Annotated in this window: 18 protein-coding genes; 10 read left to right on the plus strand and 8 right to left on the minus strand. The window is 63.4% G+C overall.

Annotated features, from left to right (window positions below):
* Nucleotides 1-13: 13 nt before the first annotated feature.
* The 4 genes from urtB to urtE are packed head-to-tail and all read left to right on the plus strand — an operon-like array spanning nucleotide 14 to nucleotide 4,635.
* Nucleotides 14-1,966, plus strand: a complete 1,953-nt coding sequence (gene urtB / locus AC2FLM_RS04785; protein ID WP_496856158.1) for an urea ABC transporter permease subunit UrtB — start codon at nucleotides 14-16, stop codon at nucleotides 1,964-1,966.
* Between the two features lie 3 nt (nucleotides 1,967-1,969).
* Nucleotides 1,970-3,199 (plus strand): urea ABC transporter permease subunit UrtC, encoded by a 1,230-nt coding sequence (gene urtC / locus AC2FLM_RS04790; protein ID WP_234177902.1) that lies wholly within the window; start codon nucleotides 1,970-1,972, stop codon nucleotides 3,197-3,199.
* On the plus strand, nucleotides 3,196-3,936 hold the full coding sequence (gene urtD / locus AC2FLM_RS04795; RefSeq protein ID WP_496856161.1) for an urea ABC transporter ATP-binding protein UrtD: 741 nt from the start codon (nucleotides 3,196-3,198) through the stop codon (nucleotides 3,934-3,936). Before urtC ends, urtD begins: the two co-directional genes overlap by 4 nt.
* Nucleotides 3,937-3,939: 3 nt before the next feature.
* Nucleotides 3,940-4,635 (plus strand): urea ABC transporter ATP-binding subunit UrtE, encoded by a 696-nt coding sequence (gene urtE, locus AC2FLM_RS04800; protein WP_496856163.1) that lies wholly within the window; start codon nucleotides 3,940-3,942, stop codon nucleotides 4,633-4,635.
* 76 nt (nucleotides 4,636-4,711) lie between these two features.
* Here the strand turns inward: urtE and AC2FLM_RS04805 are convergent, their stop codons facing one another.
* The 3 genes from AC2FLM_RS04805 to AC2FLM_RS04815 form a co-directional block, all read right to left on the minus strand.
* Nucleotides 4,712-5,815, minus strand: coding sequence for a glycine cleavage T C-terminal barrel domain-containing protein (locus AC2FLM_RS04805; RefSeq protein WP_496856165.1), 1,104 nt, complete (start codon nucleotides 5,813-5,815; stop codon nucleotides 4,712-4,714).
* Nucleotides 5,816-5,920: 105 nt separating this feature from the next.
* A complete protein-coding gene (locus AC2FLM_RS04810; RefSeq protein WP_496856167.1) occupies nucleotides 5,921-7,498 on the minus strand; it encodes an ABC transporter substrate-binding protein in 1,578 nt (525 codons plus the stop codon).
* Nucleotides 7,499-7,631: 133 nt separating this feature from the next.
* Entirely contained in the window at nucleotides 7,632-8,468 is an 837-nt protein-coding gene (locus AC2FLM_RS04815) for an alkaline phosphatase family protein (protein WP_496856169.1), read from the minus strand.
* A gap of 201 nt (nucleotides 8,469-8,669) precedes the next feature.
* On the opposite strand from AC2FLM_RS04815, the gene AC2FLM_RS04820 reads away from it, so the two are divergent.
* The 5 genes from AC2FLM_RS04820 to AC2FLM_RS04840 all read left to right on the plus strand — a co-directional run bounded on the left by AC2FLM_RS04820 (nucleotide 8,670) and on the right by AC2FLM_RS04840 (nucleotide 14,476).
* On the plus strand, nucleotides 8,670-9,617 hold the full coding sequence (locus tag AC2FLM_RS04820) for an ABC transporter permease (protein ID WP_234143313.1): 948 nt from the start codon (nucleotides 8,670-8,672) through the stop codon (nucleotides 9,615-9,617).
* Nucleotides 9,614-10,489 carry an ABC transporter permease gene (locus AC2FLM_RS04825; protein WP_234137645.1) on the plus strand — a complete coding sequence of 292 codons (876 nt, stop codon included), beginning with the start codon at nucleotides 9,614-9,616 and terminating at the stop codon, nucleotides 10,487-10,489. The genes AC2FLM_RS04820 and AC2FLM_RS04825 overlap by 4 nt, the downstream gene beginning before the upstream one ends.
* A complete protein-coding gene (locus AC2FLM_RS04830; RefSeq protein ID WP_496856172.1) occupies nucleotides 10,486-12,279 on the plus strand; it encodes an ABC transporter ATP-binding protein in 1,794 nt (597 codons plus the stop codon). Before AC2FLM_RS04825 ends, AC2FLM_RS04830 begins: the two co-directional genes overlap by 4 nt.
* A gap of 136 nt (nucleotides 12,280-12,415) precedes the next feature.
* Complete coding sequence (locus AC2FLM_RS04835) at nucleotides 12,416-13,813, plus strand: selenium-binding protein SBP56-related protein (protein ID WP_234143311.1); 1,398 nt, start codon at nucleotides 12,416-12,418, stop codon at nucleotides 13,811-13,813.
* Nucleotides 13,814-13,816: 3 nt separating this feature from the next.
* Nucleotides 13,817-14,476, plus strand: a complete 660-nt coding sequence (locus AC2FLM_RS04840; RefSeq protein WP_234143310.1) for a hypothetical protein — start codon at nucleotides 13,817-13,819, stop codon at nucleotides 14,474-14,476.
* An 18-nt stretch (nucleotides 14,477-14,494) separates the two neighbouring features.
* Here the strand turns inward: AC2FLM_RS04840 and AC2FLM_RS04845 are convergent, their stop codons facing one another.
* Nucleotides 14,495-15,691, minus strand: a complete 1,197-nt coding sequence (locus AC2FLM_RS04845; protein ID WP_496856174.1) for a serine hydrolase domain-containing protein — start codon at nucleotides 15,689-15,691, stop codon at nucleotides 14,495-14,497.
* Between the two features lie 108 nt (nucleotides 15,692-15,799).
* On the opposite strand from AC2FLM_RS04845, the gene gcvA reads away from it, so the two are divergent.
* Entirely contained in the window at nucleotides 15,800-16,729 is a 930-nt protein-coding gene (gene gcvA / locus AC2FLM_RS04850) for a transcriptional regulator GcvA (protein ID WP_496856176.1), read from the plus strand.
* A gap of 20 nt (nucleotides 16,730-16,749) precedes the next feature.
* Here the strand turns inward: gcvA and AC2FLM_RS04855 are convergent, their stop codons facing one another.
* From AC2FLM_RS04855 to AC2FLM_RS04870, 4 genes are all read right to left on the minus strand, one after another.
* Nucleotides 16,750-17,640 carry a cation diffusion facilitator family transporter gene (locus AC2FLM_RS04855; protein ID WP_234137640.1) on the minus strand — a complete coding sequence of 297 codons (891 nt, stop codon included), beginning with the start codon at nucleotides 17,638-17,640 and terminating at the stop codon, nucleotides 16,750-16,752.
* A gap of 118 nt (nucleotides 17,641-17,758) precedes the next feature.
* Nucleotides 17,759-18,880: a serine hydrolase gene (locus AC2FLM_RS04860; RefSeq protein ID WP_496856178.1), complete on the minus strand. Its 1,122-nt coding sequence runs from the start codon at nucleotides 18,878-18,880 to the stop codon at nucleotides 17,759-17,761.
* 2 nt (nucleotides 18,881-18,882) lie between these two features.
* Entirely contained in the window at nucleotides 18,883-20,976 is a 2,094-nt protein-coding gene (locus AC2FLM_RS04865; protein WP_496856180.1) for an acetate--CoA ligase family protein, read from the minus strand.
* Nucleotides 20,973-22,133 carry an acyl-CoA dehydrogenase family protein gene (locus AC2FLM_RS04870; RefSeq protein WP_496856182.1) on the minus strand — a complete coding sequence of 387 codons (1,161 nt, stop codon included), beginning with the start codon at nucleotides 22,131-22,133 and terminating at the stop codon, nucleotides 20,973-20,975. Before AC2FLM_RS04870 ends, AC2FLM_RS04865 begins: the two co-directional genes overlap by 4 nt.
* Nucleotides 22,134-22,142: the final 9 nt, after the last annotated feature.

Here is a 22,142-nt window from a genome sequence, read left to right on the forward strand (position 1 = left end):
CGGGTTTCACCACATGTTTAGACTTTTCCTCGCGAGCCTCGCACTCGTGGGCACCTGCCTGACGGCCTCGGCGCAAGAGGCCGCATTGCAGACGATCCTGCAGGAACATCGGGCGACGATTGCCGAAAGCTCGCGCAAGACGATCGGACCGGCAATTGACGCGATTGCCGCCAGCGGCTTGCCGCAGGCCCAACGGATGCTTGAGACATGGGCCGCCAAGGACATGTGGATGCGCAAATCCGACGGTCTCTTCTTTGCCGGCAGAAAGGGTGAGGGGCGCACTTATGTCCTGACCGATTTCGATACCGGCGCGACCGTCGGCAGCTTTGCCTCGTCCGAACTGGCACAGCTGAAACCCAATAGCGGCATACGGGCGATGATCGGTACCGCGCTGGTGCGGTTCCAGCTGTCCGACCCCGACCGGGGCAAGCGGCTGTCTGCGCTCGATTCGATCCAGCGCGCGCCCGAGGCGGCCCTGTTGCCCCCCTTGCGCGCGTCGATCGCAGCTGAACCCGATGCCGGGATCAAGGCCCGCAAGCAGCGGCTGGAGCGGTTGCTGACCATCGGCTACGACACCGACCCGCGCGCCCGTGTTCAGGCCATCGACGACATGTCCGCCGGGCTTGGCCTCGACCTGCGCGCCGCCCTGAACCCTTTGCTTGTCACGTCCCGCCATGTGGCGCCCGCGCTGCCGGATGAGGCCAATATCGCCGCCGTTCTCGAACCGGGACGAGAGGGTCTGTCCGTTGTCGACGCCTATGACCTGCTCGTCGCAAGGGATCTCGCCCCGCCACGCGTTTCGCGGGATGACATTCGAAATGCCCTGGCGGCACATATCGTTGGCGGGCGCGTCGGCGACGTGCCGGTCGCGCAACTCGATACCGACGCCGCGCGCGCGCAGGCCTATGCCGCACTGGCCCGTGCCGGCGCGGTGCCCGCGCTGGTCACCCAGGCCGATATGGCTGCCGCAGTGGCCGGGCATGTGTTCTTCGATGCCTATGTCGAACCGTCAAGGGCTGTCACCGATGCTGCCCAACAGGCATTGGACCGGATCGACCTGAAGGTCGGCATGAACCAGACGCTCGACCTGGCGCTGGATGCGGTCTCGCTGGCGTCGATCTACTTCCTTGCGGCGATCGGTCTGGCCATCACCTTTGGCGTGATGGGAGTGATCAACATGGCCCATGGCGAGTTCATCATGATGGGCGCCTATACCGGCTATGTGGTGCAACAGGTCATCCCGGATCACACGCTCTCGATCATCGTCGCGATCCCGATGGCCTTTGCCGTCACCTTTGCCGCCGGCGTCGCGATGGAGCGGCTGGTGATCCGCTGGCTCTATGCCCGCCCGCTCGAGACCCTGCTTGCCACCTTTGGCATCTCGATCGCGCTGCAACAGCTGGCCAAGAACATCTTTGGCACCCAGGCCCGCCCGCTGACGGCACCCGGCTGGCTGGATGGGGCATGGGTGCTCAACGATGTGGTGTCGATCAGCTATATCCGCATCGCCATCTTCGCGCTGGCGCTGATCTTTCTGGCGCTGTTCCTCTATATCGCGAAACGCACCCGGCTCGGCCTTGAAATGCGGGCGGTGACGCAGAACCCGCGCATGGCAGGATCAATGGGCATCAACCCCGGCCGGGTGAACATGCTGACCTTTGGGCTGGGCTCGGGCATTGCCGGGATCGCCGGCGTCGCCATCGGTCTCTTTGCCAAGGTCACTTCGGATTTGGGCAGCGACTATATCGTGCAAAGCTTCATGACCGTGGTTGTCGGCGGTGTCGGCAACATCTGGGGCGCGCTGGCCGGGGCCGGAATGATCGGTTTCCTGCAAAAGGGGATCGAATGGATGAACCCGTCCAATACCCTCGCCGCCCAGACCTACATGATCGTTTTCATCATCATTTTCATCCAGTTCCGGCCAAGGGGCATCATCGCCCTCAAGGGCCGCGCCGCGGGGGATTGAGCCATGGACCGCAGCTTTGTTGCAAGAAACCCGTCGGTGCTGGTCTTTCTGGCCCTGTTGTCGCTGTTCACCCTCGTCGTCACCGTTCTGTCCGAGGGCTTTGGCATCGGCGTGATCTCGACCAGTTTCGTCAAGACGCTGGGCAAGACCCTGTGCCTGTGCCTGATCGCGGTGGCGATGGATCTGGTCTGGGGCTTTACCGGCATCCTGTCGCTGGGCCATTTCGCCTTTTTCGGGCTGGGCGGCTACATGATCGGCATGTGGCTGATGTACGAGCGCACCCGCCTGATCGTGGTCGATGCAATGTCCCAAGCCGAGATCCCGCCCACCCCATCCGAGGTGGTCGATGCAATCGGCAGCCAGATCTTCGGCGTGGTCGGATCATCCGAGTTTCCCTTGGTCTGGGCCTTTGCCGACAGTCTGGCGCTGCAACTGGTGCTGGTGGTGCTGGTGCCGGGCCTGCTGGCGCTGGTCTTTGGCTGGCTGGCCTTTCGCAGCCGCGTGACCGGCGTGTACCTGTCCATCCTGACCCAGGCGATGACGCTGGCACTGGCGCTTTACCTGTTCCAGAACGACAGCGGTCTGCGCGGCAATAACGGCCTGTCCGGCCTGCAAAACCTGCCGGGTGTCACCGCCGCGCAGGATATCGTGTCGATCTGGTTCCTCTGGGCCTCGGCGCTGGCGCTGGGTCTGGGATACCTGCTGGCCGCCTGGATCGTGGCGGGCAAGTTCGGCTCGGTGATCCGCGGCATCCGCGACAACGAGGCACGGGTCCGCTTTCTGGGCTACTCGGTCGAGGTCTACAAGCTGGCGGTGTTCACCCTGACCGCCTGTCTCGCGGCCATCGCGGGCGCGCTCTATTATCCGCAGGCGGGCATCATAAACCCCGAGGAGATGGCGCCTATCGCCTCGATCTATCTGGCCGTCTGGGTGGCGATCGGCGGGCGCGGGCGTCTTTATGGCGCGGTGATCGGGGCGGCCTTTGTCAGCCTGCTCAGCACCTGGTTCACCGGCGGCCAGGCCCCGGATATCCCGCTGGGTTTCTACACGATCAAATGGGTCGACTGGTGGCAGGTGCTGCTGGGAGGTTCCTTTGTGCTGGTCACCCTGTTCGCGCCGCAGGGTATCGGAGGGCTTTTCGACCTCTGGTCGAACCGGCGGCACCCGGATCGCCATGGCGCCAATCTGGGCCCCGACGCCGGTTCCCTGCGGGAAAAGGAGGCAACGCAATGAGCACCCTGCTGGAAGTGAGCGGCGTCTCGGTCTCGTTCGACGGATTTCGCGCGATCAACAACCTGTCGTTCCGCATCGGCAACGCCGAGTTGCGCGCCGTGATCGGGCCGAACGGCGCGGGAAAGACCACATTCATGGATATCATCACCGGCAAGACGCGCCCCGACGAGGGCCGCGTGATCTGGGGCGAGAAATCCGTGTCGCTGCTGCGCCTGAGCGAGGCCGCGATCGCGCAGATGGGCATCGGACGCAAGTTCCAGAAACCCACCGTGTTCGAAGACCAGACCGTGCAAGAGAACCTGTTGATGGCGCTGAAGAACACGCGCGGCTGGCTGGGCGTGCTCTTCTATCGCCCGACGGCAGCCGATCTGCAAAAGGTCGATGATCTGGCGACCGAAATCGGCCTCCGGCAAGAGCTGACGCGCAAATCGGGAGAGTTGAGCCACGGTCAGAAACAATGGCTGGAAATCGGCATGCTGCTCGCCCAGGAACCGCGCCTGCTGCTGGTGGACGAACCCGCCGCCGGGATGTCCCCACAAGAACGCGAACACACGACCGACCTGCTGGTTCAGGCTGCCAGGACCCGCGCCGTTGTGGTTGTCGAACATGACATGGAATTTGTCCGGCGCCTGAACTGCAAGGTCACCGTACTGCACGAAGGGTCGGTTCTGGCCGAAGGCAGCCTTGACCACGTGACCTCCAATCAGGACGTCATCGACGTCTACCTGGGACGCTAGACCATGCTGAAACTGACCGATCTGACCCTGCACTACGGGCATTCGCAAATCCTCAACGGTATCTCGATGGAGGCCAGGCAGGGCGAGGTGACTTGTGTGATGGGCACCAATGGCGTCGGCAAGACCAGCCTGATGAAGGCGATCTCGGGCACGCATCCGCGCTCGGGCGGCACGCTGGAACTGGATGGCGAGCAAGTCGGCATCTTGCCTGCACACGGGATGGCCTGGAAAGGCGTCGCTTATGTGCCGCAGGGGCGCGAGATCTTTCCGCTGCTGACGGTGCGCGAAAACCTGGAAACCGGCTTTGCCTGTCTGCCCAAGGATGCGCATGTCATCCCCGACGAGATCTTTGACCTGTTCCCGGTGCTCAAGCAGATGCAGAACCGGCGCGGCGGTGATCTTTCAGGGGGCCAGCAGCAGCAACTGGCCATCGCCCGCGCGCTGATCACCAGACCACGTCTGTTGCTTCTGGACGAACCCACCGAAGGCATCCAGCCCAACATCATCCAGCAGATCGGAGAGGTCATCCGGCATCTCAAAGCCTCGGGTGACATGGCGATCGTGCTGGTCGAGCAGTATTTCGATTTCGCCTATGAACTTGCCGACCGGATATTGGTGCTGCGGCGCGGAGAAGTCATCACCCGCGGCAGCAAGGCTGAGCTGTCGCGAGAGGCGGTCTTGGCGGGGATCTCCGTCTGAGTGCCCGACCGCCCCGGAGAGCCGCCCCGCTTGCGTTGTTCGCGGCGGCGGTTCCCTGCTGCACTTGCTGCGGCCGTCAGAGGAAAGGCAGCTCGCAAAGGGTCCCTTCGACCGCGCCCGACCCACGTTGCACCAGCACCCGGTCACCGGGTTTTGCCGTGACCGAAACAAGGGCAAAACCGATGTTCTTCTTCATCCGGTAAGACCAGACGCAGGTGGTGAGGTCGCCGATCTTCTGCCCGTTTCTCTCGATTTCGCTCCAGGTGAATTCGGCCTTGGCTGGTTCGGGATCGTCCAGAACCACACCCAGTTGGTGCCGTTTCGGCCCCTCGGCCACGATGCGCCGCAACGCAGTGATCCCGATGGTGTCGTCGGGTACATGCAGATCGACATATTTGCCCATCCGCACCTCGAACGGGTTGGTGTGCCCGTCCGAGTCGCCGCCATAGGAGACCAGGCCGCTTTCGACCCGTTCGCACCAGTTCGGGTTCCCCGGCCCGATGCCGTACGGCTGACCCGCTTCCTTGACGATATTCCAGAGCGCGCTGCCCTTGGAGCCATCCATCAGATAAATCTCGAAGCCGCCCTGTTTCGACCAGCCGGACCGGGCCACCGCGACCGGAATGCCGTCTACCTCGGTCTCGCGGAACCAGAAATACTTCAGATCCCGCACCCAATCGCCAAAGATCGAGGCGACCACGGTTTCCGCCTTGGGTCCCTGCACCGCAAGCGGCGACACGTCCGGCTCGCTCACCTCGACATCCAGACCGCGCTCGCGCGCAATCGCCTCGGCCCAGAACCAGATGTTGCTGTCGGCAATCGAGAGCCAATAGCGTTCCTCGTCCAGCTTCAGCAGGATCGGGTCGTTGATCAGCACGCCATGGTGATTGCACAATGGCACATATTTGCCCTGCCCGACCTTGCATTTCGTCAGATCCCTGGGCGCCAGTATCTGCGCCAGCCGCCCTGCATCCGGCCCTTTCAGCTGGACCTGGCGTTCCACCGCCACATCCCACATCGAAACGCCGTTGATGATGCGCCAGTACTCTTCTTCGGGATGACCGTAAGAGGTCGGCATCAGCATCTGGTTATAGGTCGTCATGGCGCAGACACCGTCGGCCAGCGTGGCCTCGTAATAGGGCGACGTCCGCAGGCGGGTCGAGGGCGAGATGGAGAACATGATTGCACCGGTTGTTCGGGTGGACGCAAGAAAACGGCCGCCAGTCCGGGTCGACCGGCGGCCAGGGGTCAGTCTGCTGGTGTCACTGACGGGGAGTGATCCGGATCAGGCGAGCCAGACGTTGCGCAAGGTCTGGCCAAATCCACCCATCGCACCGACCGAATGCGGCGTATAGCCCATGACGTTCTTCGCCGTTGCCTCAAGCTGGTTCTGGAACACAGGGTTCACGAACCCGCCGTCGTCATTCATCATGTGCAGCATGTCGCAATACATCTGCGCCCGCTTGGCCTCATCCAGTTCGGCACGCGCGGCAAGGATCATGGCGTCGAACGCATCCGAACCCCACATGGTTTCGTTCCAGCTGCCGCCTTTCATGTGCGCGATGGTCAGAAAGGCGTCCACGGTGGGCCGCGCCTGCCAGCCCGACATGGTCATCGGCTTCTGCATCCAGATGTTCGACCAATACCCGTCCGAAGGGGTCTTGATGACCTTGATATCGGCAGCGCCCTTCGCGGATTGCTGGAAGGTCAGCGCGATGTCATTGGCCGTGCTGCCGGCGGTCTCCGAGGTGTAGAGTTCGACAGCGTTGACCCCGGCCTTGTCGAAATGGAACTTGGCCTTGTCGAGGTCGTATTCGGCGGGCTTCACGTCCTCGCACCAGTACTTGTAGGTTGGTCCGATCGGCGTGTCGGCCGAAATCGTGCCGATGCCCTTGAACACCTGGTTCAGGATCAGTTCGCGATCCAGCGCATGCTTGATCCCCTTGCGGAAATCCGCGTTGTCCGTCGGCGCCCGGTCAACCATCATGACGATGTTGGTGAAGCCACCCGTGGGCGTGTTGTAGAGCGTGATCGCATCATTGCCGCTCAGTTGTTCGACCGCAAAGGCGGGCACATCGCGGATGGCGTCCACGTCACCGGCCAGCAATGTGCTGAGCGTCGCATTGGCGTCCGGAACCGGGATGAAGTCGATCCCGTCGAGATAGGGTTTGCCCTCTTCGTGGTAGTTGTCAAAGCGTTCAAGAACGACACGCTCACCCGGAATGAACTCCATCACCTTGAACGGACCGGACCCGATCGCATTGGCAAAGTCGGTGTGCCCCGCCGGATGAATGGCAAGGTGATAGTCCGACATGATTACCGGCAGGTCGGCATTGCCCGAGGACAGGGTGATCTTGACGGTCGAGGCATCCGGCGCCTCGATTGCCGTAACGGTGGAAAGCAGTGCCTTGGCCGGAGATTCCGAACCTTCGGCGATGTGCCGCGACAAGCTTTCGACCACATCCGCCGCCGTCACCGACTGACCGTTGTGGAAGGTCAGCCCGCCGCGCAGCTTGAAACTCCACTCGGTCGCCTGTGCATTCACGCTCCATTCCTCGGCCGCGTCGCCCTCGACCTCCAGTGTCGGAGCGAACCGGGTGAGGCGCTGATACACGCAGTTCGAATAGATGCCGTCATCGGTGTCGACCATACGCACTGGTTCCAGCGTATTGTCGGTGTTGCCCTGCGCGATCCGCAGCCAGCCGCCGCGCTTGGGTTCTTCGGCATGTGCCGGGCCAGCCATCGTGAGGATACTGCTTGCCGCAGGCATCAGCAGGCCAAAGGCGCCTGCGCGTTTGAAAAAGCCGCGGCGGCTGAGCGCGCCGGCCTTGTATTGCCGTACCAGGCTGTCGATGTCGGACATGTCATTTCCTCCCAGATGACCGAAGACGGGCAGTCCCCGCTATGCCACAAAGAGTGCGGGGCGCGCGTGCGTGGCACAAACAACCGATTTCATGACTTTGCCATAACTGTGGTTATGCATTGCATCCGCTCCTTCAGCGAGACAGGAACGAAGCGCCCGTCATACCTTCGGGAACAGAGACCCCCATCCTCGTCAGGATCGAAGGAGCAAGCGCCAGCTGGTCCAACAGGACATCTTCGGATGGCAGGGCGCTGCTGCCGAAATAGTACAAGGCCACATCCTGCTGATCTTCTCCGGCGCCACCGTGATGGCCAAGATCGTCCTGCCCGTGATCGGCGGTGACAATGACGTCATACCCCAGTTCGCGCCAGCGGGTCACATAGGGCGCCAGGGCCGCATCCAGATAATAACAGGCATCGCTCATTTCCTTTCGTCCATGGCCAAAGCGATGCCCCATGCTGTCGAGCGTCGACGTGTGCAGCAATCCGTAATCCAGGCCCTTCGCCTCGCAAAGATAGGTCAGCGTGGCAAAGAGATCGGCATCCGAAGGGCTCATCTGGTTTGCATCGGTCGCATCCGCCATCGTGTGAAACCGACCGTGATGTATCGGGCCAACTGCGTTGTCGCTCTCGATGTCACGCACCGGGTCAAAGGGCATCCGGTGAAACAGCTCGCTCCACCAGCTCAGCGCCACGGCGCCGGTTTTTCGCCCGGCGCCCGCCAGCTCCGAGAACACGCCCGGCACCTCCAGTCGCCGCCTGTGCTTGTTGCCGACGACACCATGGCGATGCGGCGGCAAGCCGGTGTGCATCGAGGCATAGCAGGCCGAAGACGTCGATGGCAGCACCGAACGCATGCGCCTTACGCGGGCCTCTCCCGATGCGACCAGTCCTTCGAGATTGCCGAACAACCGACGGAAGTTCCTGTAAGGAACACCGTCCAGAACGATGAGCAAGAGTTTGGCGGGCATGGTCGAGGTCCTTTGCAGTTCCACTCCGTTTTGCTGCCTTGCAAACCGTCCCGACAAACAACAAAAAAACGGTCATTGCCCAAAAAGTCGAAAACGCATGCCGTTGCCATAACCAAAACGACCCCATTCGGGTTGCTATGGTTGTTTGTCCGAACCCGGGCTTGGGCCGAATATACCGGCAGCCTTGAAGGGAGGAACAAGGTGCACCGGATCATTCTGACCCGTCTGGCGCAGGGTGTGCTCACCCTGCTGCTGGCATCCATTATCATTTTCGGCGCCACCGAGATTCTTCCCGGTGACGTGGCCGAAGCCATTTTGGGCCAAAGCCGAACCGAAGAGGCGCTCGCGACCCTGCGTGAGGAGATGGGCCTCAACCGCCCCGCGATCGTGCGCTATTTCGACTGGCTGGGCGGCATGGTCCAGGGGGACCTGGGCACCTCGCTGGCGACCAAGCGGCCGGTGGCCGACATGATCGAAAGCCGGATGTGGAACACGCTCCGCCTGGCCCTGCTTGCGGCCGCAATCTCTGTGCCGTTGTCGCTGGCGCTGGGTCTCTGGTCTGCGATGCGCGCCGGTGGGCGGGTCGACAAGACCCTGGCCATGACCACGCTCGCGCTGATCGCGGTGCCCGAGTTCTTTATCGGCCTGATCCTGATGAAGGTCTTTGCGGTCGAGTTGAAATGGCTGTCCGCGTCGGCCAACACGCGGCCCTATTTCGACTTCTGGCAGAATGCCCGCGCGCTTGCCCTGCCCGTCGCCACACTCAGCTTTGCGGTGCTGGCACACATGATGCGGATGACGCGTTCCTCGGTGATCAACATCTTCACATCTCCCTATATGGAGATGGCCGCGCTCAAGGGCTTGCCGAAACGCCGCCTTGTGGTGCTGCACGCCCTGCCCAATGCGCTGTCCCCGATCCTGACCGTGATCGCCCTGAACCTGAGCTACATGGTCTCGGGCGTGATCATCGTTGAAACCGTGTTTGGCGTGCCGGGTCTGACCCGCCTGCTGGTCGATGGCGTCACGCTGCGGGACATCCCGCTGATCCAGGCCTGCGCCATGATCTTCGGCGCCGTCTATATCCTGTTGAATCTGCTGGCCGATGTCCTGTCCATCATGGCCAATCCGCGCCTGAGGTATCCGAAATGAGCGACGCAACCGAATTCGCCAAGCCGCGTGCTTCGGTCTTTGCCGGCCTGCGCCTGACCCGGACCGCGATTTTCGCGGGTGGTATCCTGCTGTTCTGGTTGGTCCTCGCCCTGTTCGGACCGTGGATCGCCCCCCATGGAGAGGCCGATATCATCTCGACCAAGACATTCGCTCCGATCGGCGAAGGCGGGTGGCTCGGCACCGACAAGCTGGGGCGCGACGTGTTTTCGCGGCTGATCTACGGCGTCCGCACAACGCTGTTGCTGGCGCTGGTGACAACGGTAATCTCCTTTACCTTTGGCGTCACGCTGGGCTTTGCCGCTGCCATCCTCAAGGGCTGGTTCGATATCGTGGTCAGTCGCATCGTCGAGGCCTTCATGGCCTTTCCCTCGACCCTGCTGGCGCTGGTGGTGATCGGCGCCTTTGGGACCTCGATCACGGTTCTGGTCCTGACGGTCGGGTTGGTGCTGTCGACCAGCGTCTTCCGGGTATCGCGCGCATTGGGCTATGACATCGGCGTCATGGATTTTGTCGAGGCCGCGCGCGCGCGAGGCGAAGGCACCTGGTGGATCCTGACCCGCGAGATCCTGCCAAACTCAATGGCGCCACTGATCGCGGAATTCGGCTTGCGCTTCACCTTTTCGATCCTGTTCCTGTCGGGTCTCTCCTTTCTGGGTCTGGGCGTTCAGGAGCCTGCCGCCGACTGGGGGCTGATGGTGCAGGAAAACGTGGGGGGGCTTTTCCTCGGCTCTTCTGCCGCGCTGATCCCTGCCGCCTGCATCGCCTCGCTGACCGTATCCATGAACCTGCTTGTCGACTGGTTCCAGCAGCGTCAGCAGGGTGAAACCGTTCTGGAGAAGATCGACCAATGAGCGACATCCTGACCATCAAGAACCTACGCGTCGAGGGCCGCCCGCCCGGGGGCGCCTATGTCCCGATCGTCAAGGGCGTGTCGCTGAACGTGGCCAAGGGCGAGGTGCTGGCCCTGATCGGCGAGAGCGGGTCAGGGAAATCCACGATCTCACTGGCGTCCATGGGCTTTGCCCGCCCCGGCTGCCGCATCGCGGGGGGCGAGGTCTGGCTGAACGGGCGCGACATCATGAAACTGTCACCGCCTGACCGCCACGCGCTGCGCGGTGACGAAGTCTCGTATGTGGCGCAATCGGCGGCCGCCAGCTTCAACCCGGCGCTGCGGATCGGCAAACAGGTGATCGAGGCGCCGCTCTGGCATGGCGCGGGCGATGCCGCGACCCTGACCGCCACCGCCGTCGATCTTTATCGCAAGCTGGACCTGCCCAATCCCGATACCGTGGGCAACAAGTTCCCGCATCAGGTCTCGGGCGGTCAGTTGCAGCGGCTTATGGCGGCGATGGCCATGTCCTGCGGGCCGGATTTGCTGATCCTGGACGAACCCACAACGGCGCTGGACGTGACCACCCAGATCGAGGTGCTGAAGGCGTTCAAGGACATCATCCGCGATCAGGGCACGGCGGCGATCTACGTGACCCACGACCTTGCGGTCGTGGCGCAGGTGGCGGATCGCATTCTTGTGCTGAAGAACGGTGAAATGGTCGAGGAAGGACCAACCGCCCAGATCCTGCATGACCCGCAGCACGAATATACCCGCACGCTGATGGCGGCGGTTCGGCCCGCACCGCACCTGGTCGACCATGTTGACGCCAGCGCGGCGCAAGCGCCGGTGATCTCGGCTCGCAACATCACCGCGGGCTATGGCGCGCTGACCATCCTGTCCGATGTCTCGGTTGACGTCCCCGCCGCATCGGTCGTCGGGGTGATCGGCGAAAGCGGCTGTGGGAAAAGTACGCTGGCGCGGGTCGTCGCCGGCCTGACACCGCTGCGAGAGGGCGAAATCAAGCTCGATGGAAAGGTTGCCGCTCCAAGCGTGAAGGATCGCCCCCGCGATACGCTCAAGGATTGCCAGATCGTGTTCCAGATGGCCGACACGGCGCTGAACCCGCGCCAGCGGATCGGAGACATCCTGGGCCGCCCGCTGGAGTTCTATCAGGGGCTCAAGGGGCGCGCGCGCGCGGACAAGGTGGGTGACCTGCTGGAACTCGTCGACCTTCCGCGCAGCTTTGCCTCGCGCTTTCCCGGTGAACTGTCGGGGGGCCAGAAACAGCGGATCAACCTGGCGCGCGCGCTGGCCGCCGACCCCAAGGTGATCCTGTGCGACGAAGTCACCTCGGCGCTGGATACCGTGGTCGCGGCGGGGGTCATCGAGCTTTTGAAATCGCTCAAGGAGAAACTGGGCGTCGCCTACATGTTCATCAGCCACGACCTGTCGACCGTTGCGTCATTCGCCGACGAGGTGGTGGTTCTCTATGCCGGCCGGGTGGTCGAGAAAGGGCCATCCGCTGCGGTCTTCGGCCCGCCCTTTCACCCCTATACAAAACTGCTGCTCTCCTCGGTCCCCGAGATGCGGCAAGGCTGGCTGGAGGGCGTGGCCGATACCGGCGAGGCCAAGGCCGCCAGCGCCGGCAGCGTCGTCATCGGGGCAAAGGGCTGTCCCTTTGCCAACCGGTGCACCCATACCATCAGCGGCACCTGCGACCGCGTCACACCACCACTGCGGACGTTGCCGGGCGGGCTCTCCATCGCCTGCCATCTGGACGATGCGACCCTTCCAACAGCGAACGGCTGACCCATAGTGATTTTCGTGTTACGGTCGGCGGAATGGGCGGCAGTGAACCCCGAAGGGCAGCTGCGGGAAGCCCGGAAATAGAAACAAGGAACTTACGGCAACTTATTGATATTTAGATAAAAAGGGAGGAAATACCATGACCTTGAGACCCGATCCGACATTTTATCCGTCGGCAAAGCTGGCCATGGAGGGGCCGGTCGAGAAACTGGCCTTTACCCTGATGCTCAGCCCCGATGCATCGAAGCCCGACGGCTTGGCTGTCGTCGATGTTGATCCGAACTCGGAGAAATTCGGACAGATCGTTCACCAGCTGATCATGCCCAACAAGGGCGACGAGTTTCACCATTTCGGCTGGAACGCCTGTTCATCGGCGCTTTCCCCGCTGACAGGCCATGCCTTCCTGGAACGACGCTACCTGATCATTCCCGGCATCCGCTCGTCCCGCATCTATGTGGTCGATGTCAAAGACCCCCTGGACGCCAAGATCCACAAGATCATCGAACCCGAAGAGGTCTTTGCCAAGACCGGCTATTCCCGCCCTCACACGATCCATTGCGGCCCCGAGGGTATCTATGTCTCGACGTTGGGTGGCGGCGGGCCGGACGGCACCGATGGTCCGCCGGGCATCTTCATCATGGATTGCGAAACCTTCGACGTAATCGGCCGCTACGAGATCGACCGCGGTCCGCAGAACAAGCAATACGATTTCTGGTGGAACCTGCCGCGCGACTACATGGTCAGTTCCGAATGGGGCCTGCCGCCGCAATTCGAGAACGGCATCGTGCCCGAGGACCTGCTGTCCAACAAGTATGGCCATAGAATTCATTTCTGGAACCTGCGCGAGCGCAAGAATATCCAGACCATCGACCTGGGCGAGAACCACCAGATGGCGCTGGAAATCCGCCCTGCCCACGATCCTGTCAAGGAATACGGGTTCTGCGGGGTCGTGGTCGACACCACCAACCTCGAAGGCTCGATCTGGACCTGGTGGCGTGAGGGCGGCGAATGGCACGCCAAGAAGACCATCACCATTCCGCCGCAACCCGCGGATCCCGACGACCTGCCCGACTTGCTCAAGGGCTTCTCGGCGGTGCCGCCGCTGGTCACCGATATCGACCTGTCGCTGGACGACAAATACCTTTACGTCGCCTGCTGGGGCACCGGAGAGATGCATCAATACGATGTGTCGGACCCGATGAACCCGACATTGGCGGGCAAGGTCGAGATCGGGGGCATCGTCAAGAAGACCGCCCATCCCAGCGGCAAGACCTTTGGCTATGGGCCGCAGATGGTCGAGATCAGCCGCGACGGCAAACGGGTCTATTGGACCAATTCGCTGTATTCCACCTGGGATGATCAGTTCTATCCCGGCGAACGCGGCGGCGCGATGGTCAAGGCGGATGTCGGCGAAAACGGCGGTCTGACGCTCGACAAGGATTTCTTCGTCGAGTTCCCGGAAGGGTATCGCAGCCACCAGATCCGGCTTGAGGGGGGCGACTGCTCGACCGACAGCTTCTGCTATCCCTCGGCCTGATCCTTGGGAGCGATAACCGACACTGCGGCGGGTCTCTGGCTCGCCGTGGTGGGAAGCGGGCTCTATCACGGGCTCAACCCGGGCATGGGCTGGCCGCTGGCGGTCTCCGCAGCGCTGATGGAGGGCCGCAGCGGCGCGCTGGGGCGTGCCCTTGTGGCGATTGCGCTGGGGCATCTCGCGGCGATGCTGGCCATCCTGATGCCGTTTGCCGTGATGACCTTGCTGATCGACTGGCAGCGCGAAATCCGGCTGGGCGCCGGGCTGGTGGTGATTGCGCTGGGGGTCTGGATCTTCGTCAGCCAGCGTCACCCCCGGTTTCTTGCACGGGTCCGGCCGGGCCGATTGGCCTTGTGGTCCTTTCTGGTCGCACTCGCCCATGGCGCCGCGCTGATGCTGGTCCCGATCTACCTGGGCCTTTGCCGGGCCGACGAGTTGGATACCGGCCACGCCGCCGCCGGGTCGCTGATGTCGCGGGGCGCGGCGATCGCACTCACTGTTGCGCTCGTCCATACCGCCGCGATGATCGCCGCGGGTGGAGCGGCCGCATGGGCTGTCTATCGCTGGCTGGGCCTGAGCTTTCTGTCGAAAAGCTGGTTCAACCTTGACCGGGTCTGGGCGGCGAGCCTTGTTCTTGTCGGCGTTATCGCGCTGGCCACCGCCTGAGCCCGGACCGGATGCGGTTCAGATCAGCGCCTGATAGCTCAGCACCCTGAGTTGGCGGCGCAGCGCGTGAGCACTGGAGGGGATCAGCTGCGTCATCAGGATCACGGTCATCTCTTCGACCGGGTCCACCCAGAACGCGGTCGAGGCCATGCCGCCCCACGCGAATTCTCCGGGTGAGCCGACGATCCTGGCGCGGACCGGGTCCAGCATCACCGACACGCCCAGGCCAAAGCCGATTCCTTCAAAGGTCGTTTCGCTGAAATGCGCCTGCCCCCGGCTGGCCAGATCGCCGCCCATCTGGTTCGACACCATCAGATCGAAGGTCTTGCGCCCCAGTAGCCTGCCGCCGTCATAGGCGCCGCGCTGCAACAGCATGGTCGCGAAACGCTGGTAATCGGCCATGGTCGAGACCAGCCCGCCACCACCGCTTTCCAGCGTGACCGGCGCGAGGCAGCGATCCTGACTGGCCGAGGGTACATATCCCCCGCCGGCATGATCATAGAGCGTCGCCAACCGTCCTGCCTTGTCCTCGGGAACCGAAAAGCCGGTATCGGTCATGCCAAGCGGATCGAAGATCCGTGACTTGAGAAAACCGCCCAGCGTCTGGCCGCTGATCACCTCGATCAAGTGCCCCACAACATCGGTCGACAACCCATAGAACCACCGCGCTCCGGGATGAAAGGCCAACGGAAAATCCGCCAGCGCCTCGACCGCCTCGGCCATGGTGGCAAAACCGCGGTCGAAATCGAGGCCCGCCGCCGACAGCGCCTGTTCCAATGCGTTTCCATGCGGGTCGCCATAGACGATCCCTGCCTGATGCGTCAGCAGGTCGTGGATGGTGATCTGACGTCGCGCGGGTTCGGTCTCGGTCAGGGCATGCCCTTCGCCTGTCCAGACCTGCGGATCGGCAAAGGCGGGCAGGAAGTCGGCGACTGGCTGATCAAGCTGGAACGCCCCGTCCTCGTACAGCATCAACAGGGCAAGCGAGGTCACCGGCTTGGTCATCGAGTAGATGCGCCAGATCGTTTCCGGCGCCACCGCCCGCCCAGTCGCCGCGTCGGCATGGCCGACCCGCTCGGAAAAGACGACCTGCCCCCGCCGCGCGATCTGCACCGCCAGACCGCTCAGGCGCCCGTCACGCACATGCCCCTCCATCCAGCGCGAAATGCGCCTCAGGCGGTTGGGGTCGACACCGTCGATATGGTCCTGCGGCAAGGTCGGTCCTCCTTGATCCTTCGCCACAACTTTGCGGCAGATCATTCCCGGCTTTCAAGCGATGGATAATCGCCCTATAACACCATCAGAGTTATGCATGAGTTGGTCATGAGCACCCGGCGACTTCCCCATCTGACATGGTTGCGTGCCTTCGAAGCATCCGCCCGGCATCTGAGTTTCACCCATGCCGCGCAGGAACTGAACCTGACCCAGGCCGCGATCAGCAAACAGGTCAAGCTGCTGGAGCATTACCTGCGCGAACCCCTGTTCGAGCGCAAACCCCGGAGCCTGGTGCTGACCAAGGTCGGCGCCGCCTATCTGCCAAAGGTCCGCGACGGGTTCGAACGTCTGGCGGCGGGCACCGAAGAGGTATTTGGCCTCAGGCGGTCCGAGGTTCTGACCATCCGCGCGCCGGTGGGCTATTCGGTCAACTGGATCGCACCCCGGCTTCAGGGTTTTTTCGACCGTCACCCGGAGAGCGAGGTGCGGCTGGTATCCAGCGTCTGGGGCGACCAGTTCGACAACGAGCGGTTCGACCTCGACATTCAGTACGGCACCGGCAGGTGGCCGGGCTACACAGCCGAACGGCTGACATGGGAGGTGATCAAGCCTGTATGCGCCCCCGCGTTGCTGGACGGGGAACGGGCGCTTCGGCAGCCCGAAGACCTTGTCCATCACCGCCTCTTGCATGTTCTGGGATACGAGGAAGGTTGGGCCGACTGGCTACGTTACGCCCGGACCACCGGAGTGAACTCCGGTCAGGGTCTGCAATTCGATACCTCGCTGCTGGCCTTTGAATTCGCGGCGCGCGGGGGCGGGGTGGCACTGGCGCGATCCTCGATGCTGGGCGTCGAAATAGAACGCGGGCGCCTGGTCACTCCCTTCGAGATCGAGGCCCCCCTGCAAGAGGCGTTCCATCTGATCTCGCCCGAGACGGGCCGCGACCATCCGGATGCGCGCAAGTTCAGCGAGTGGCTTGTCGAGACTGCGGCGAACGACCCCGAGAACCGGAGGATCCGGACAACCTATCGCACCTGAGGCGTGGCGTCCTATCGGGTTCAGTCGAGTACCACGATGCCGGAGTGTTTCTGCTTGTGCTCGGGTTCGACATGGATGGTGATCTTGGCGCCCTCCACGGCCTCTTTCAGGGCCGCTTCGACGCGGTCGCAAATCTCATGCGCGTCAAACACCGTGGTCTCTCCCGGCACGACGAGGTGAAAGTCGATAAAGGTGGCCTGCCCCGCGTGCCGCGTCCTGAGGTCATGCGCCTCGACCGCACCGCCTGCCTCTCTGGAAATGATGTCGCGCACCTTGGCCAGCGTATCCTCTGACACCGCTTCGTCCATCAACCCGCTGAGCGACTGGCGCACCAGATGAAAGCCGGACCAGAGGATGTTGACCGCGACCAAGGCCGCCATCAGCGGATCGAGCAGCCACCAGCCAGTGACTATGGCCAGCAATATCCCCAGCGCCACCCCGGCAGAGGTGATCACATCGGTAAAGAGATGTTTGCCATCCGCCACCAGCGCCGGAGAGCGGGCGGCGCGACCACGCCGCACCAGAACCCAGGCCCAGATCGCATTGATCACCGTGGCGGCGCCGTTGACCAGCAACCCCTCGATCGGCAGGTCCATCGCCCGGGGGGCCAGAAACCCCGTATAGGCCTCGCGCAGGATGAGCAGCGCGGCGACAATGATCATGACCCCCTCAAGCACGGCGCTGAAGAACTCGGCCTTGTGGTGCCCGTAGGGGTGAGAGGCGTCCGCCGGTCGTGCTGCGATACGGATGGCAATGAGCGCCGCGATGGCCGTTGCCACATTGACGGTGCTCTCCAGCGCATCCGCAAGCAGGGCGACAGACCCCGTCAGCCACCAGGCCAGCGTCTTGATGCCCAGAACAAGGGCACCGACGAAAATGCTGGCAATGGCGATCCGGATGGTCGCGGACATCGATTCCCTCCATGGCGGCAGGTGGAGTGAGTACCCCCGTCGGCGCAGACGGGCAAGCGATGCCTCGTCCGGCTCCTGGTTGATGGACCGCATTGGCCTGCCTTTGGCTGTCTCGCGCTCAGGCCAGGTGTTCGCAAACACGCTTCAGGCAGAATGCCACCTGGGACATATAGTCCGTATCGTATCCGGCATCGTTTTCCAGCACGCTGAGCAGCGCGCAGGAGGTTCCTGTTTCGCTATCGACGAGCAGGAACTGCCCGCCATAACCGGCATGGCCCAAGATCCGCCCGTCGGTCATCAGGTGTCCCGAATAGCGCAGCCAGTCGCGCGGCGGCGCCAGCCGTGGCGCGATGCGCCCCAGACAGGCACGCAGGAACTGGGCGTTTGGATAGGCGGCGTTATCCGAAATCCCCGCAAACAGCAGCCCGAACCGCGCCAGGTCGCGGGCGCTCAGACAGCCGCCCCCGGAAAAGGCGGGCAGGTGTTCGGGGCTGAGACTGATGTGGAACGCGCCCTCATATCCCGCCGCATCGGCGATTTCCTCGACCATCCGGGCCAGCGGCACCGGCGACACCGCCGCCGCGATCAGGGTCAGCACATCGGTATTGGCCGATTTGTAATCGGCGAGCGCCGGTGGCGGGCCGGGCCGGAACCCGGTGATCCCGGCGGCGAACTGGGCCAGGCTGGGCTCGGGCGCGCCCTCGGGCGGCAGCCGCCAGCCAAGCGCGATTTCCTCGGTATAACAATCCGATAGAGGGTCGGAATAGTCCTCGGAAAAGTCGTTGTGCACCGCCATATCCAGCAAGGCGGCCAGCGGCGCATCCGCATAGCCGCTGCCGATCTCCGGCAGGTATTCAGAAACCGGCGCATCAAGCGAGACCAGTCCCTGCGCCAACAGGCGACCAAAGATCAGGTGGATATGCAGCTTGGTCACCGACTGGATCGAATGCGGCGCGGCGGGGCTGAAATCATCCGCAGAGGACTCGTAGATCAGAGCATCCCCACGCAAGCAGCAAAAGGCGGAAAAGGCCGGATGCGCCAGTAGCGCGCGCAGCTCCGGCAAGGCCGCCGGCAGGTCGATCGGGGACGGCACCAACGGCAGCACATGGCGCGACCGCACCATCAGCGTGCGCCGGAACAACTGATGCGCGTTGTGAAACCCGTGGCGCCGATGGGCGGGCCTGTTCCAGCGCTGCTTGTTGCTGTCATCGACGGCCAGATCCGGGTTTGGAACGCGCATGGCTAGTCCCCGACCACGCGATGCAACAGCACGTCGATGGCCATCACCCGATCAGGATAGACAAAAAGCGGGTTGATCTCGACCTCGGCGATCTTGGCGCAGTCTTGCAGATAGGCGCGCGACAGGGCGTGAATGGCATCAGCGACCTGCGCCAGATCGGCGGCGGGCCTGCCGCGGTATCCGCGCAAGAGCGGGGCAAGGCGCAACCCCTCTAGCCCGCGCTTCACCTCTGCGACGCTGCAAGGCAAGAGCAGCGTCACCGCGTCACCCAGAAGCTCGACCAGAACACCGCCGCTTCCAAGTACCAGCGCATGCCCGAATTGCGGATCGCGCCGCAGGGTCAGGATCAGCTCGGCCAGCGGCGGCGGTGACATCGCCTCGACCAGGAACCGGTCGGTGACAGCATCGGCATCATAAGCGGCGACCGCATTCGACATTTGCGCAAGCGCCGTTTGCAACTGGGCCGGGTCAGCAAGGTTCAGCGCAACGGCCCCGGCCTCGGTCTTGTGGGCAAGATGTTGGCTCATCATCTTGAGCGCGACCGGAAAGCCGATCTTCGCCGCCGCGCGCGCGGCCTCTTGGGCGGTAACGACCCCACCCGCAGGAACGGGCATACCTGCCGTTCGAAGCCACTCCTTGCCGGTATCCTCGGTCAAACCCGTCAGAGCAGCCTCGGCGAGGGGCCGCAACAGTGGCGCGGGCATCTCCGACAGGATGCGCGCGCGCGCCGCGCTCCAACCTGCCGCGTCCCGGATCGCGTTCAGAGCCTCGTGAATGCCCTGCATCGGCGCGACGCCCTGGTCGATCAGCATCCGGCGGGTGTCGGAATCCATGTTCTCGGGGATGGTGGCCAGGATCGCGGCGGGCACCTGTTGTTCAGTGGCGGCGCGGGCAAAGGCGCCGGCGTCGTTGAGATAGAACACCTTGGAATCGTCCAGCCCCGTGGCGGGGTAATCCTGTACCAGCACGGTGAAATCAGGCGCTACTGCCGTCAACGTCCGGGAAAACACCGGATAAGTGTGTTCGGCCTGACCCCAGATCGGCGTCGTATAGTCCAGCGGGTTCGAGACGGTGGCGATCTCGGGCAGCAAGGCCTTCAGTTCAGCGCGATCCGCGCCCTCAATAGTCGGAAAGCTAAGCCCGATCTTTTCGGCGTGATCGGCCAGCATCGTGGCCCCGCCGCCCGAGCAGGTGAACCCCGCCACCCGCGCACCGCCCGGCGCGCCGGTCACGCACAAGAGCTTGAGTGTTTCCAGAAACTGCGACGGGTTGTTGACCGAGATCACACCGCAGCGTACAAACAGCGCCTCGTAAAGCTCGTTCGCCCCGGATAGCGAGCCGGTATGGCTGATCGTCAGCGCCGCCCCGATATGGGAACTGCCGGATTTCAGCGCCACCACCGGCACACCGCGTTCCAGCGCCCGCAGCGCGGCGCGTTCGAACCGGGCCACATCCTGCAAGCCCTCGATATGCAGCCCGATGGCGCGCACCGCCGGGTCACTCGCAAAAGCGTCCAGAAAATCCTCGAGCCCCAGAACCGCCTGATTGCCCGCCGACACCATATAGGCCATCGGCAGCGAGCGCTGGCTCATGGTGATATCGGACGAGAACATGCCCGATTGGGTGATGATCGCCGCACCATATCCCGGCGACCAGCCTCCATGTTCAAAGGACCACAGCGCCGAATTGCCCACATAGTTGATCAGCCCGTAACAATTGGGCCCGATCAGCGCCATGTCGCCCGCCGCCGCGATCAGCGCCCGTTCGGCGGCCGCGTCGCCGGTTTCCTTGAATCCGGCGGAAAAGCAGACAACACCGCCCGCCCCCATCGCCGACAATTGCCCCAGCGCGCCCGTAACGGCGGCGGCGGGAATGGCCAGATAGACCGCATCGGGGGCCTCGGGCAGATCGGCGATGGTCGGCACACAAGCCACCCCTTCCAACGTGTCGCGCCTGGGGTTCACCGCCCACATCCGCCCGGCAAAGCCGCGCCTGCGCGCCTCGCGGATGGCAATCGCCGCATCGCGCCCGCCGACAAAGGCGATATGGCGCGGGGTCAGCAGGCGTTGGAAATTCTCACGCTGCGCCGGTCTCATGCACCAAGCGGCCTCAACATCGAACGGGTGATGATATGGCGCTGGATCTCGCTGGTGCCGTCCCAGATCCGTTCCAGCCGGCTGTCGCGCCACAGGCGCTGAACCGGCAATTCCTCCATCAGCCCCATGCCGCCGAATATCTGCACCGCGTCATCGGCGATCCGGCCCAGCATTTCCGAGCAGAACACCTTGACCATCGCCGCGTCCTGATCGGCCATGCGGCCGGATTGGTGACGGGCAACCGCATCCGTCACCATCAGGTTGGCCGCGCGCAGGTTCATTGCCCCATCCGCCAGCCGGAACCCGGTGGCCTGAAAGGAACCGATCGGTTTGCCGAACTGGCGGCGATTGGCGGCCCATTCGGTCGCCATCTCCAGTATGCGCTCGGCCTTGCCGCAACACGACGCCCCGACCCAGATGCGCCCCATGCCCAGCCATTGACCGGCGATCTCGAACCCCCTGCCCTCTTCGCCCAGGATCTGGCCCGGGCCAAGGCGGACATTGTCGAAATGCAGCTCGAAGGTCTTGTAGCCGCGATAGCTGACCGATCTGGTGCCTTCGCGGCAGACAAAACCGGGGGTGCCCACATCGACCAGAAAGGCGGTGACGCGCTTGCGTGGACCGCGCGGGGTGTCATCGGCACCGGTGGAAGCAAAGACAATGGCGAAATCGGGCATGCAGGGGCCCGAGATAAAATGCTTGGACCCGTTCAGGATCCAGTCGTCGCCGTCCCGGCGGGCGTTGGATTTCATCCCCATCGCATCCGACCCGGCATCGGGTTCGGTCAGACCGAACAATTCGCGTTTCTCGCCGCGCACGCAGGGCAACAGGTATTTCTCGCGCTGTTCTCCCTCGCAGGCCAGCAGGATCTCGGTCGGGCGCGCGGCCCAGCTGTGCAGGGCGTGGGTGGTCCTGCCGAATTCCTGCTCGATGATGCGCTGCGCCGACAGGTCAAGACCGCCGCCGCCGACCTCTTCGGGCAGGTTGCAGGCAAACAGGCCAAGCTCGTGCGCGCGTGCCTCGATCTGGCGGCCGATCTCTTCGGGGACATGGCCCAGGCGGTCGACCTCGTCCTCGTGCGGCATCATCTCGGTTTCCACGAACTTGCGGACCGTGGCGGTCAGCAATTCATGTTCGTGGCTGGTTTCCATGTTCATGTCGGAACC

This window comes from Ruegeria sp. SAZD011 (assembly GCF_059612545.1).

Coding starts and splice junctions, on each gene's coding strand:
- urtB (WP_496856158.1), top strand. CDS start 14: ATGTTTAGACTTTTCCTCGCGAGCCTCGCACTCGTGGGCACCTGCCTG.
- urtC (WP_234177902.1), top strand. CDS start 1,970: ATGGACCGCAGCTTTGTTGCAAGAAACCCGTCGGTGCTGGTCTTTCTG.
- urtD (WP_496856161.1), top strand. CDS start 3,196: ATGAGCACCCTGCTGGAAGTGAGCGGCGTCTCGGTCTCGTTCGACGGA.
- urtE (WP_496856163.1), top strand. CDS start 3,940: ATGCTGAAACTGACCGATCTGACCCTGCACTACGGGCATTCGCAAATC.
- AC2FLM_RS04805 (WP_496856165.1), bottom strand. CDS start 5,815: ATGTTCTCCATCTCGCCCTCGACCCGCCTGCGGACGTCGCCCTATTAC.
- AC2FLM_RS04810 (WP_496856167.1), bottom strand. CDS start 7,498: ATGTCCGACATCGACAGCCTGGTACGGCAATACAAGGCCGGCGCGCTC.
- AC2FLM_RS04815 (WP_496856169.1), bottom strand. CDS start 8,468: ATGCCCGCCAAACTCTTGCTCATCGTTCTGGACGGTGTTCCTTACAGG.
- AC2FLM_RS04825 (WP_234137645.1), top strand. CDS start 9,614: ATGAGCGACGCAACCGAATTCGCCAAGCCGCGTGCTTCGGTCTTTGCC.
- AC2FLM_RS04830 (WP_496856172.1), top strand. CDS start 10,486: ATGAGCGACATCCTGACCATCAAGAACCTACGCGTCGAGGGCCGCCCG.
- AC2FLM_RS04835 (WP_234143311.1), top strand. CDS start 12,416: ATGACCTTGAGACCCGATCCGACATTTTATCCGTCGGCAAAGCTGGCC.
- gcvA (WP_496856176.1), top strand. CDS start 15,800: ATGAGCACCCGGCGACTTCCCCATCTGACATGGTTGCGTGCCTTCGAA.
- AC2FLM_RS04855 (WP_234137640.1), bottom strand. CDS start 17,640: ATGTCCGCGACCATCCGGATCGCCATTGCCAGCATTTTCGTCGGTGCC.
- AC2FLM_RS04860 (WP_496856178.1), bottom strand. CDS start 18,880: ATGCGCGTTCCAAACCCGGATCTGGCCGTCGATGACAGCAACAAGCAG.
- AC2FLM_RS04865 (WP_496856180.1), bottom strand. CDS start 20,976: ATGAGACCGGCGCAGCGTGAGAATTTCCAACGCCTGCTGACCCCGCGC.
- AC2FLM_RS04870 (WP_496856182.1), bottom strand. CDS start 22,133: ATGAACATGGAAACCAGCCACGAACATGAATTGCTGACCGCCACGGTC.